The following is a 12,719-nucleotide window of genomic DNA, read 5'->3' on the forward strand; positions in this document are numbered from 1 at the left end:
GACCCTGGGTGGTCGCGAGTCGACCCGGACAGGATTCCGAGTTTGCACTCGCCGACCCTCCACTCGTACGGCTGTCGGTAGTCACTGAACGAGCAAACGACCGTGCACGTACCGGGGTGATGGCCGCCGCGTCAGGAGACGGCGCCGTCGGCCATCAGACGGATGCTCGGGCGCCGGGCCGGACCGGCGAAGAGGTCGTCCGCCGACCCGGATCGTGTCCCGCGACGGCCGGCGACCTGGACCGGGAGCATCGACAGCAGGGCGAGTACCAGCCACGGCCCCCGCTCGAACTCCCACACTCCGGTCAGCCAGATCGGAAATCCGCCCACCAGGAACAGCCCGGCGACACGGAGTCCGACCGGACACTGCGCCGCCCGCCTGGCGAGCACCGAGCCGAACAGGGCGGCGACGCCCAGCAACCCCACCAGGCCCAGGTCAACGGCGACGGCGAGGACGGCGTTGTGCGGGCGGATTCCCAGCGGGTTCCCGATCTCGAAGATTCCCGCGCCGTCGCCGAACCAGAGGGCGTCCCACCAGTAGGACGACGCGTACCGCCACATCTCGATACGACTCAGCACGTCACCTGTCGCAGCCGACCCGATGACGCTGTCCGCCCAGCTCAGGGCGCTCTGACCCAGACCGAGCGGCACCGTCACCAGCAGCGTGGGCACCACGGCCGCCGCGGCCACCCACATCGCGCGCGGATTGAGCTCGCTGAGCAGCGCGTACACCACGATGAGCAGCAGGGCGACCAGTGCGCCCTTGGTCCGGTTCAGGAAGACACCGGACGCCAGCACCGGCAACACGGCGATCAGCCCGATGGTGACGAGCCGAGGTTGACCGCGAATTTTCAGCAGGCCCAGTACCAGGAGGAACGCGGTGATGCTCGAGTAGGCCGTGAAGTTGATGTTGGTGCCCTCGATGCCGAAGCGCACCGCCATGTCCCACGCGCTGGCCTGCCCGCCGGCTCCGCGCGCCTCGATGATCAGGCCCCACGCGGCGATCACGCATCCGACGATGTACGAACCCCCGACCGCCAGCAGGTGCCTCGGCGTCGTGACGACGTGGCGGACCGCGACGAAGAGAAGACAGGCCGAGGTGTACGCGAGAGCCACACTCCGCGTCTGTGCGACATCGCTGGACCAGACGACCGTCAGCTGCGCCCAGCACGCCACCGCGACAGCCAGCACATCGGGCAGCCGGGGGCGGGGAACCCGGCAGCGGAGAAGGATCGCGGCGGCCGAGGCCTCCAGGACGATCAGCCAGGCGTTCGCCGACGACGCCTGGAAGGCCGCGACGCACAACAGCCCGACGGCGACCGTCGTCATCCGTGTCCGCCAGCCCGCCCGTCCGCTTCCGGCCACGGTCACCGCGGCCGCGCCTCGGGACACACTGCCGACGCCGACTCGGGACACACTGCCGACGCCGGCTCGGGGCACGCTGCCGACGCCGGCTCGGGGCGGCGCCGGCGAGTGGGATCCGAGCCCCGTCCGGGTTTGCGATGTCACGGCCACTCCTTCTCGTCACTGAAACGGCACCGGCGACGTTGGACAGACGACAGGCACGGCACGCCGCAACGGCTCTCGCGCGACCCGGGATCGTGCGCAATGCCCGATTTGTACCGCAATTGCAGCTTCCCCGACACGCCAGCGCGATCGGGAGCAAATGCGCGAATTGCTACCAACGTCCTGATACCGTCGCTCGCCCGCTGCTGCGAGCCGCACACGCTCAGCATCGCGAGCGGTCCGCGCTCACGCAGACCGTGATCGCCTCCGTCGTCCTGCCCCGAGGGGAAGCTGATGGCCAGACCCGATCTCCGTGCGGTCGCCGTGGACCTGCGCGCCCTTGGCCTGTCGGCGCCGCTACGGGCGGCATACGAGGCGTCCAAGCGCAGCGGATTCCACGCCGTCCTGTTCCAGGGTCGGGCCCCCCGCCACCGTCCGGCCACCGTGGTGCCGCTGGGCAGCACGACGCCGCTCACCGATGAGGCGGGGCAACGCTGCCTGGATGACGCCGGCCGCATCCTGCGCGAAGGGCTTCGGGTCTTCGGCGCCCGGGTGGCGACAGGCGTGTCGGCGCCGTGGAGCACCGACCCGCTGAGCGGGCGGCAGTGGCCGGCGGACGTGCCGTGGTGGCGCGTCGACATCCGCTCCGTGGCACGCCTGTCCGACGTGAAGCACACCTGGGAGGCGGGCCGCCACCGCGACCTGGTCGTCCTGGCCCGCGCGGCCCGCCTCGACCCGGCCGGCCCCTGGCACGACGGCCTCGGCGGCCTGCTGCGGGCCTGGTGTGAGCAGTCGCCACCGGAGCGGGGAGTGAACTGGTACTCCAGCCTTGAGCTGGCGCTACGCGCGGTCGCCTGGAACCAGATCCTGGCGCTGGCCGGCGAGCGGCTGCCCCGCGACGTGGTGGCCGCCATGGAACGGCACCTGCTGGCCAGCGCACGACACCTGCTGGTCGAGCTGCCCTACACGGTGAGCAGCATGCGCAACAACCACATGCTCGGTGACGCGCTCGGGTTGATCCTGCTGTCGCGCATGTTCCCCACCGCGACGCGCGCCCGCTGGTGGGCGCGTACCGGCGAGCGGATGTTCGCCACGCAGCAGCGCCGGCACTTCGGGCCGGACGGCCGCATGATCGAGGACTCGCTGTCGTACCACCGCTTCGTTCTGGAAATGCTCGTCGTGCGACTGCTGCTCGGCGGCGCGCCGGCCGGCGTGCGCCACGACCTGCGCGCGGCCAGCCTGCACCTCGCCCGACTCGGTGTCTTCGACGGTGAGGTCCCGCAGTACGGCGACTGGGACGAGGGGCGGGTGCTCGCGTCCTCCGGCGACCCGCTCGACGTGGCCGGCTCGGCCGCGCTCGGGCTGGCGCTGTGCGGCGAACGGCTGCCGGCGCGGTGGTTCGCCGACTTCGACGAACTCGCCTGGTACGCGCCCGCGAGCGCCCGGGATCAGGCCACCGCGGCGGCGTACCCGTCGGCCCGGCGCGGCGCGACGACCTCGGGAGGCACCGCGCTGATCGAGCGGGGGCCGTGGCGGGTGTGGTTCAAGGTGGACGGCGGCCCGTCGCACGGCCACGCCGACCTGACCTCGGTCTGGGTCACCCACAACGGCCGGTGGCTGATCGCCGATCCGGGCACGGGCACCTACAACGGTCCGTTGGAGGTCCGCAACGGACTGCGCACCTCCGCCGCCCACCCGGTGCGCCGCCCGGACGGGCAGGACCAGCTGATTCCGCACCGCGCGTTCCGCTGGCTCGCCACCGGTCGTGGTCACCTGGGACAGCCACTCGTCCGGCCGGATCGCACCATCGCGTTCGGGTGGCACGACGCGTACGCGCGCGGCGAGCACCCGGTACGCGTCGGCCGCGCCGTGGTGGTGGCCGACGCGTACGTGGCCATCGTCGAGTTCGCCGACCCGCCGGGGGCGGCCGGCACCTGGTCGCTCACGATCCCCCTGCACCCCGACGTCGCGGTGGAGAACGACACGCTCCTCACCGGCGACACCAAGCTCGACCTGTTCGGGTTGGACGGGTACGAGGCGGTACGCGGGCGGTCGACGCCGTTCGCGGGTTGGCACAGCCGGACGTACGGGCGCTGGGAGCCGGCGACCTGGCTCACGACCGAGACCCGGGCCGACACCGTCGCCTGGGGGCTGGGCACTGTGCCCGGGCCACGGCCCGACGCGACAACCCTCGACGGTCTCCGCTACGAGGTGGCCTGGACCGACGGGGGCGCCACCCTGACCGTCACCCACCTCGCCTCCGGGGACGTCCAGCACGTGGGAGCACCGCTATGACACGACGCAGGGTCCTGGTCCTCAACCACTTCGCCGTGCCTCCGGGCCATCCGGGCGGCACCCGGCACGTCGAGCTGTTCAGCCGCCTGCCCGGCTGGTCGCACGTGATCATCGCGAGCCGACGAAACATGATCACCGGCCGGCCGCAACGCCCGGAGCCGGGATTCCACCCGGTCGCCGTGACGCCGTACCGGGGCAATGGCGTGGGCCGGGTGCTCAACTGGGCCAGCTACGGGGTGACGGCCACTCTCGCCGGCCTGCGGCAGCCCCGACCCGACGTGGTGTACGCGTCGTCGCCACACCTGCTCGCCGGGCTGTCGGGCTGCGTCGTGGCAGCCCTGCGGCGTACGCCGTTCGTTCTGGAGGTCCGGGACCTGTGGCCCCGGGTGCTCGTCGAGATGGGGACGCTGTCGGAGACGTCGACGGCGTACCGGGCGCTGGAACGCCTGGAGCGTTTCCTGTACCGACGCGCCGACCGGGTGGTGATCCTGGCGGCGGGCGTGCGGCAGGCGATCGAGAGCAAAGGCGTACCGCCCGAGCGGATCGTGTTCATCCCCAACGCGGCCGACCCGGACGACTTTGTCCCCAGTGGTGACCGCGACGAGCTGCGGCGACGGTACGGGTTCACCCGCCGGACGGCCGTCTACGCGGGAGCGCACGGCCCGGCCAACGGGCTGGACCTGCTCCTGAGCGCCGCTCGGGCGGTGCCCGAGATCGACGTCGTGCTCGTGGGAGCGGGCGTCGAGAAGGCACGCCTGCGGGCGACGGCGCGTGACATCGCCACCGTGCGGTTCCTCGACCCGGTGCCGAAGACCGAGATCCCCGACCTCCTGCACGCCGCCGACGTCGGCGTGCACGTCCTCGCGGACGTCGAACTGTTCCGCGCCGGGGTCAGCCCCAACAAGGTGTTCGACTACATGGCCGCCGGCCTGCCGATCGTCACCAACAGCCCGGGAATCGTCGGCGACCTCGTGCTGGGCGCCGACGCCGGGTCGGTGACCCCGCCGGGGCACCTCGCCCACGGCCTCGCCCAGATGGTGCAGGCGAGCCCGGACGAGTTGGCGAAGATGGGCGCGGCCGGCCGACGGTGGATACGGGACAACCAGTCGCGGACGGCGATGTCGGGCGCCCTCGGCCGCCTGCTCGCCACGCTCGTCGACGACGACGCGGCGCGCTGACCCGCCCGGGTCAGCGCCGGCCGCGCCGCGTCAGGAGGTGATCCCGGCGCTTTCCGCGTTGACCTGCATGGGGAGTCGCGCCGAGGGCTCCTCCGCGATGCCGGCCAGCGCGGCGATAGCGGACAGCATCGCCTCCGTCGTACCGATGGACGCCTCGAACCCGCGCTGGTGCGGCGCGTTCCCGGCGATCACCGCCCGCATGTGGGCCAGCTGCTCCTGGTGTCCCTTGCCGCCGGGCGCCCGCTTGACCTCCCGGCCGTCGATCTCCAGGCGTCGGAAGTCGTCGATCAGCACGGTGTGGCCACGGCCGAGGATCTCCAGCCGTTCCTTCGGCGTGCGCCGGTGCCCCCTTGTGGAGTACGTGATCGTCGCCGTGGAGCCGTCGGGGTATCCGAGCAGGACGCTCACGTCCTCCTCCAGGCCCGGTTCGCCGCGTCCACTGCCGTACGCGTGCACGACCCGGGGCTGCTCGCCGACCAGCCACGACGCGAGATCCACGAAGTGGCACACCTCGCCGCGGACACGGCCGCCCTGGCGGCGGTCGTGGTACCAGTGCGCGGCGGGTAACTGCCCGGCGTTGACCCGGTAGGCCACGCTGATCGGCCCGGACCCGGCGCTCAGGACCTTCCGGGTGTACGCCACCATCGGCGCGTGCCGCCTGTTGAACCCGACGAACAGGTGGCCCGGGTTGCGGTCGTACGCGGCCAGCACCCCGTCGAGCTCGTCCCGCGTCAGCGCGAGCGGCTTCTCCACGAAGACGTGCTTGCCGGCGTCGAGCGCCCGCACCGCCAACTCGGCGTGGGAATCGTGGCGGCTGAGGACGAACACCACGTCCACGTCGTCGCGGACGAGCAGGTCCTCGACCGTCGGCGCCACCACGGCGATGCCGTTGCGCTCCGCGGCGTGACGTGCCGACAGCCCCTTGGCTGACGTGATGGCGACGAGATCGTCGCCCCAGCCGGCCGCCTTGAGCGCGGGCAGGAAGGTCGCCTTGGCGTACGTGCCGGCCCCGATCAGCCCCGCCCGGGGTGACGCCGACCGCCGGCGTGGCCGGATCGTGGCCGGGCGGGCGGCCGGCTGCGCGGGCGCCGAGTAGGTGAGCTGCACCGCGAGCGAGCGCGGGTCCGACGCCAGCACCTCGTACGCCGACGTCGCTTGCTGCACGTCGAAGACGTGGGTCACCATGTCGTCGACGGCGACCCGGCCGCTGGCCACCAGGTCGAGGTAGGTCTCCACGTTGCGCCGCGCCGTCCAGCGCACGTGGCCGATCGGATAGTCGACGCCCCACTCCTCGTACGCGCGGTCGTAGCGACCGGGGCCGTAGCTGCGGGCGAAGCGCAGATCCAGCTCGCGCTCGTAGAAGCGCCTCCGGTCGAGGTCCAGGCCGACGTCACCGACCACTACCAGCCGGGCCCGGTCGCGGGCGATCTCCGCGCTGCGGGCGACCGGCTCCGACGAGGCGGTCGCCGCCGTGATCAGGACCGCGTCGACACCTCGACCACGGGTGGCCTCCATGACCTGCTCGGTGGTCGCCGCACCGGCCTCGACCAGCCCGAGCGCGCCCACGCCGCTGGCCAGCTCGGCGGTCCAACCGCGTAGGTCGATGCCGACGACGGTGAGCCCGGAGGCGAGTGCCAGTCGTACCGTCAGTTGGCCGACCAGGCCGAGGCCGACGACCGCGACCGCGCCGCCCACGCTGACGTCGGCCTGCCGCAGCCCCTGCAACGCGATCGCCGCCACCGCGCCGAAGGCGGCGGCCTGGTCCGACACCGCGTCCGGGACGGGCACCGCGAGCAGGCCCGGCACCGCCTGGTACTCGGCGTGCCCCGCCGACGCCGTGGCCACTCGCATCCCGGGGCGCAACCCGTCGGTCGCCGCGCCGGCGGTGACGACGACGCCGGCCGCGCTGTACCCCAGCGGCATGTCCTCGTCGAGCCGGCTGCGCACGGCGGCGAGCGTCGAGCGGACTCCCCCGGTGCGCGCCCGGTTGACGACCTGGCGGACGAGATCCGGCCGGGCGCGGGCCTTGCGCAGCAGGCTCGCCGAGGCCAACTCCCGCACGGCGCGCTCGGTGCCCGCGGAGAGCAGGGACCTGCGCGTGGCGACGAGCACCTCGGTGGCGCCGGGCTCCGGTTGCGGAACCTCCACGACTCGCAACTCGCCGCCGGACACGGATTGGACGATCTGCTTCACGCGGTCTGCCTGCCTTCGGGAATAAGAGTCAGTCGACACTGCACAGAGAGCAAAGGTATCAAATTGGATAACTTGTACCATTGGTACGACGCCGCTGATTCACGCCGAATTATGAGGAGATCCATGTCGGCCGACGCCGTTCTGCACGTCGCGGGCGCACGCCCCAACTTCCCCAAGGCGGCACCCGTGATCCGGGCGCTGGACCGACACGGCGTGCGGCAGCGCCTGGTCCACACCGGACAGCACTACGACGACCGGATGTCCGAGGTCTTCTTCCGTCAGCTACGGCTCCCCGAGCCGGACCTCAACCTCGGGGTGGGCTCGGGCAGCCACGCGAGCCAGACCGCCGCGGTCATGACCGGCCTGGAAGAGCTGATGGTCGCCGACCGCCCGGCGCTCACAGTCGTGTACGGCGACGTCAACTCCGCGCTCGCCGCCGCCCTCGTCGCGGCGAAGCTGGGCATCCCCGTCGCCCACGTGGAGGCGGGTCTGCGCAGCTTCGACAGGTCCATGCCCGAAGAGATCAACCGGGTCGTCGTCGACCACGTGTCCGACCTGCTGTTCGCCACCAGCCCCGACGCCCTGGCACACCTGGAGACCGAGGGCATCGCGGCGGAGAAGGTCCACCTGGTCGGCAATCCGATGATCGACACGCTGCTGGCCAACCTCGACCGCTTCGACGTCGCCGGCATCCGTGCCGCGCTCGCGCTCCCCGAGCGCTACGTCGTCGCGACGCTGCACCGGCCGGGCAACGTCGACGACGCGGCGGACGCCGTCGACCTGGTGAAGGCGATGCACGCCGTCGCCGACCACCTGCCCGTCGTCCTGCCGCTGCACCCGCGCGGCAGGCGTCACCTCGAAAACGCCGGCCTGCTCTCGCATCGTGCGATGCGGGTCATCGAGCCGCTGGGGTACCTCGAGTTCGTCAGCCTGGTCCGCGGCGCGGCGGTCGTCGTCACCGACTCCGGAGGCGTACAGGAGGAGACGACGATGCTCGGCGTGCCCTGCCTGACCTTGCGGCCCAACACGGAACGCCCGATCACGATCACGCACGGCACCAACCGCCTCGTCACCCGCTCGACGCTCGCCGAGGCGGTGGCGAACACCCTCGCGACCGGTCGGCTCGCCGTACGGGCCACGCCGCCGCTGTGGGACGGCGCGGCCGGGGAACGGATCGCGCGGATCATCGTGGCGGCGCTGCGGTAGCCGACCCCGCCGAGTGGTCACGTGCGGCACCGGAACCGACACGGTCGGCTACCTCCCAACCCATCGACCTATTGACATGAATCAAGCCAGGCCGAAGGCTCGCGCCTACAGGTCCTTCACCCAAGGAGGCGCGATGAGACCGAGACGAATGGCGATCGCCGGCGTGGTCACCCTGCTCGGCGCCCTGGCACTCGCCCCACCGGCGAGCGCGCGGCCACCGTCGGATCCGGGTGCCCGCGAGGGCCTGGAGGTGTACGTCGGCACCGTCGACGCGAAGCAGCGTGACCTGCTGCGTGAGGCCGGGGTGGACCTCGGTCACGACGCCACGGCGGACTCCACCGGCCGCACCACCGTCGAGACGGTCCTCACGCCCCGGCAGGCGAAGCGGCTGACCGACAAGGGCGTTCCGATCAAGGTGAAGAAGGTCCGCGGCAAGGACGCGTCGCAGGCGCTGCGGGAGCAGGCCGCGGCGGGCTGGTCGGCGTTTCGCCCGTACAGCGAGCCGGGTGGCCTGCGCGACGAGATCAGCGCCACGGCAGCGCGGTTCCCGAAGCTGACCAAGCTGGAGACGATCGGCAGGACCCGGCAGGGCAGGCCGATCCTCGCGATCAAGGTGACCAGGGACGCGCGGAAGGTCCGCGACGGCCAACGACCCGCGGTGCTCTACGCCGGCGCCCAGCACGCCCGCGAGTGGATCACGCCGGAGATGACCCGCCGGCTGATGCACCACGTGCTCGACAGCTACGGCACGGACCGGGAGATCACCCGACTGCTCGACACGACCGAGCTGTGGTTCCTGCCGGTGGCCAACCCGGACGGCTACGACCACACCTTCACGCCCGGCAACCGGTTGTGGCGCAAGAACCTGCGCGACAACGACGGCGACGGCCAGATCGGCTCCGGCGACGGCGTCGACCTCAACCGCAACTTCGCCTACAAGTGGGGGTACGACAACGAGGGCTCCTCGCCCGATGAGAACAGCGAGACCTACCGGGGCCCCGGCCCGGCCTCGGAGCCGGAGACCAAGGCGCTGGACGGGCTGCTGCGCCGGGTCGGCTTCGAGTTCTTCGTCAACTACCACTCGGCGGCCCAACTGCTGCTCTACGGCGTGGGCTGGCAGGTGAGCACGCCGACACCCGACGACGTGATCTACCAGGCGATGGTCGGTGACGACGCCCACCCGGCCGTGCCCGGCTACGACCCGGACATCTCCGCCGAGCTCTACACCACCAACGGCGACACCGACAGCCACGCCACCGTCCGCTACGGCACGTTGGGCTTCACCCCGGAGATGTCGACCTGCCAGTCCGCCGCGGCCGTCGACCCGGACGACAAGTGGCGTCCGGAGGACTGCGTCAGCGAATTCATCTTCCCCGACGACGAGACGCTCATCGCCGGCGAGGTGGGCAAGAACCTGCCGTTCGCGCTGGCCGTCGCCAGGTCCGCGGCCGACCCGGACGACCCGGTGTCGGTGGTGGGCCGCAGCACCCCGGACTTCGTGGTGGACGCCTTCGACACCTCGTACGGGCGCACCCAGCAGGTCGCCTCGATCACCCGCCGGGCCCTCAAGAACGTACGGATGCACTACGTCGTCAACGGCGGCCGGCCGAAGACCGTCGGGGTCCGTGAGTGGCGCGGCGGCGAGCGGTACGGCGACACCAACGACGACTACTACGCCGAACTACGCGGCACGGTCACCGGCACGAAGCCCGGCGACCGGGTGGAGGTCTGGTTCACAGGCGTCAAGCAGCGCGCCAAGGTGGTGGCCAGCGAACACTTCACCTACCGGGTGCACACCGACATCGGCGGCGACGTGCTGGTCCTCGCCATGGAGGACGTCACCGGACTGAGCCCGACGCAGACCGGCACCACCGCGAAGTACGCCGACGAGGTCGCCGCGTCACTGACCGCCGCCGGACGCAGCAGCGACGTGTACGACTTCGACGCCATGCGACGCACGGCGCCGCACCCGCTCGGCGTGCTGTCGCACTACAAGACGGTGGTCTGGGAGACCGGCGACGACGTCATCCTGCGCTCCCCCGGCCAGGTGGCCGGCACCGCGGCCAGGGCGGCGCTGGACACCGAGCTTGCCGTGCGGGACTACCTCAACGAGGGCGGCAAGCTGCTCGTCAGCGGCCAGTACGCCCTCTACGCCCAGGGCGCCAACGGGTCGTACGTGTACCACCCGGACGCGCCGCCGGAGTGCGCCGACGGTGAGGATCCCACCTGCCTACCGCTGCTCAACGATTTCCAGCAGTACTGGCTGGGCGCACACACCTACGTCAGCGACGGCGGCACCGACGCGGACGGCCCGTTCCCGGTCCGGGGCTCCGAGGGGGTGTTCGCCGGCTTCGACGGCACTCTCAACGCCGCGGGGTCGGCGGGCAACCAGGAGCACACAGCCTCGTTCCTGACCACGTCGAGCTTCCTGCCGGTCGATCAGTTCCCGCAGTTCGCCAGCTCCGCGCCCGTGGACTGGGTACGCCCCGGGGCGGCGCCGTTCGACCCGCGCACCGGTGACTGGTACCTGTGGAGCGGGCAGGCCGACGAGTCGTTCAAGCGCCTCACCCGCACCGTGGACCTCTCCGGCGCCACGAGCGGTGAACTACGGTTCGCCGCCTCGTACGACGTCGAGGCGGACTGGGACTTCCTGATCGTCGAGGCACACGAGGTGGGCAGCGACGACTGGACGACCCTGCCCGACGCCAACGGGCACACCGGCCGGGAGACCGGGGAGAGCTGCGAGTCGGGTTGGCAGACCCTGCACCCGTTCGTCGCGCACTACCAGGGCGCGGGCTGCTCGGCCACCGGCAGCACCGGCGAGTGGCACGCCGTCACCGGAGCGTCCGGAGGTTGGCAGGACTTCTCGATCGACCTGTCGGCGTACGCCGGCAAGCAGGTTGAGGTGTCGATCTCGTACGTCTCCGACTGGGGCACCCAGGGCCTGGGTGTCTTCCTGGACGACGCCCGGGTGCTCGTCGACGGGTCCACGGTCACCGAGACCTCGTTCGAGACCGAGGACCTGGGTGGTTGGACGGTGGCCGGTCCGCCCACGGGTTCCGCTGGTAACGCCACCGACTGGTCGCGCAGCCAGCAGGCGTTCGAGGAGGGGTCGGTGGTGGTCACCGCCGACACCGTGTACCTGGGCTTCGGGCTGGAGGGCCTGCCGCCTGCGGCCCGCAACAACCTGGTCGCCCGCTCGCTGACCCACCTGAGCGGCCGGCCGCGCCGCTGACGGCACGGGAAGGTACGCCGGCCGGTCCGTGGACGGCCGGCGTACCTTCACCGGTACGCCGGACGCGTCCGACGCCTGTGTGGTGAGCTGTACGGGTGGCGGGGCTGGGACTGATACTGCACCCCACCCGGGATGTCACCGAGGTGGTCGGGATCATCGAACGGTGGGCGACGCGCCACCACAAGTCGCTCTTCGTGCGTGCGGAGGACAAGCACCGCGTGCCGACCAGTGTCGAGCCCGTGCCGGAGAAGGACGTGGCAGTCCGCGCCGACGCGTTGATCAGCATCGGCGGCGACGGCACCATGCTGGGCGCGCTGCGCTCGGCCTTCCTCGACCCGAAGCCGGTGCTCGGCGTCCACCTGGGCCGGCTCGGTTTCCTCGTCGAGATCGAGCCACCGGCGCTGCCCGAGGCGCTGAGCCGGCTGCTGTCGAAGGACTTCACCATCGAGTCACACGCCTGCCTGGCCTGCGACGTGTGCGGCGACGACGTGGTGGCGTTCAACGACATCGCCCTGGTCCGGCGGCCCGGCTCAGGTTTCGTCACCGCCACCCTGGCCGTCGACGGCCAGCAGTACGGCTACTACCGCGCCGACGCCGTGGTGGTGAGCACGCCGATCGGCTCCACGGCGTACAGCTATGCCGCAGGCGGTCCGTTGATCTCACCGGCGGCGGACGCGGTGGTCATCACGCCGTCGGCGCCGATGGCCGGCATCTCCCGCTCGGTGGTGCTCTCCGGGGACGAGAAGATCCGGCTGGAGTTGGAGCCCCACTCGTCGGCCGTGGTGGTGGAGATGGACGGGCTGGTGTTCCGGGACGCCGCGGACGAGGGCGCGGTGGACATCAGCTATCGGCGCAACGCCGGCCTGGTGGTCCGCTTCGACCCGCTGCGCTACCAGGAACGCAACCAGCTGAAGATGAGCCTCCTCGACCTGCCCTTCCTCCCCGAACAGCTCAAGGCACTACTCCCCAAAGAACTACAAAACGCCAACGAAAAAGAAATCCCCCCACGCTGTGCGGGGCTCGGCGCTGCTGTTCCGCGTCGCCGACACCTGTGTGCCGCTGCTGGACGTCGGCACCACCGAGGACGAGATGGTGACCGCGCTGGGC

6 protein-coding genes and 1 pseudogene are annotated in these 12,719 nt (G+C 71.6%); 5 read left to right on the forward strand and 2 right to left on the reverse strand.

Annotated features, from left to right (window positions below; translation table 11 throughout):
• Nucleotides 1-131: 131 nt before the first annotated feature.
• Nucleotides 132-1,328: an O-antigen ligase family protein gene (locus tag AB0K10_RS26215; protein ID WP_363687661.1), complete on the reverse strand. Its 1,197-nt coding sequence runs from the start codon at nucleotides 1,326-1,328 to the stop codon at nucleotides 132-134.
• A 471-nt stretch (nucleotides 1,329-1,799) separates the two neighbouring features.
• On the opposite strand from AB0K10_RS26215, the gene AB0K10_RS26220 reads away from it, so the two are divergent.
• A complete protein-coding gene (locus tag AB0K10_RS26220) occupies nucleotides 1,800-3,800 on the forward strand; it encodes a heparinase II/III family protein (protein ID WP_363687663.1) in 2,001 nt (666 codons plus the stop codon).
• On the forward strand, nucleotides 3,797-4,978 hold the full coding sequence (locus AB0K10_RS26225) for a glycosyltransferase family 4 protein (protein ID WP_363687665.1): 1,182 nt from the start codon (nucleotides 3,797-3,799) through the stop codon (nucleotides 4,976-4,978). The genes AB0K10_RS26220 and AB0K10_RS26225 overlap by 4 nt, the downstream gene beginning before the upstream one ends.
• A 30-nt stretch (nucleotides 4,979-5,008) precedes the next feature.
• Here the strand turns inward: AB0K10_RS26225 and AB0K10_RS26230 are convergent, their stop codons facing one another.
• Nucleotides 5,009-7,171 carry a Gfo/Idh/MocA family oxidoreductase gene (locus AB0K10_RS26230; RefSeq protein WP_363687667.1) on the reverse strand — a complete coding sequence of 721 codons (2,163 nt, stop codon included), beginning with the start codon at nucleotides 7,169-7,171 and terminating at the stop codon, nucleotides 5,009-5,011.
• A 123-nt stretch (nucleotides 7,172-7,294) separates the two neighbouring features.
• Between AB0K10_RS26230 and wecB the strand changes: the two genes are divergently transcribed.
• The 3 genes and pseudogenes from wecB to AB0K10_RS26245 all read left to right on the forward strand — a co-directional run.
• Complete coding sequence (gene wecB / locus AB0K10_RS26235) at nucleotides 7,295-8,377, forward strand: UDP-N-acetylglucosamine 2-epimerase (non-hydrolyzing) (protein ID WP_363687669.1); 1,083 nt, start codon at nucleotides 7,295-7,297, stop codon at nucleotides 8,375-8,377.
• 133 nt (nucleotides 8,378-8,510) lie between these two features.
• Nucleotides 8,511-11,612 carry a M14 family zinc carboxypeptidase gene (locus tag AB0K10_RS26240; protein WP_363687671.1) on the forward strand — a complete coding sequence of 1,034 codons (3,102 nt, stop codon included), beginning with the start codon at nucleotides 8,511-8,513 and terminating at the stop codon, nucleotides 11,610-11,612.
• 95 nt (nucleotides 11,613-11,707) lie between these two features.
• A pseudogene (locus AB0K10_RS26245) lies at nucleotides 11,708-12,619 on the forward strand (NAD(+)/NADH kinase); the annotation flags it as partial.
• Nucleotides 12,620-12,719 lie beyond the last annotated feature (100 nt).

Source organism: Micromonospora sp. NPDC049274 (assembly GCF_040678875.1).
Lineage (GTDB): Bacteria > Actinomycetota > Actinomycetes > Mycobacteriales > Micromonosporaceae > Micromonospora.

What these genes read in the sequence shown, in the direction of transcription:
- AB0K10_RS26215 (WP_363687661.1), bottom strand. Translation starts at nt 1,328, where the DNA reads ATGACGACGGTCGCCGTCGGGCTGTTGTGCGTCGCGGCCTTCCAGGCG.
- AB0K10_RS26240 (WP_363687671.1), top strand. Translation starts at nt 8,511, where the DNA reads ATGAGACCGAGACGAATGGCGATCGCCGGCGTGGTCACCCTGCTCGGC.
- AB0K10_RS26220 (WP_363687663.1), top strand. Translation starts at nt 1,800, where the DNA reads ATGGCCAGACCCGATCTCCGTGCGGTCGCCGTGGACCTGCGCGCCCTT.
- AB0K10_RS26225 (WP_363687665.1), top strand. Translation starts at nt 3,797, where the DNA reads ATGACACGACGCAGGGTCCTGGTCCTCAACCACTTCGCCGTGCCTCCG.
- wecB (WP_363687669.1), top strand. Translation starts at nt 7,295, where the DNA reads ATGTCGGCCGACGCCGTTCTGCACGTCGCGGGCGCACGCCCCAACTTC.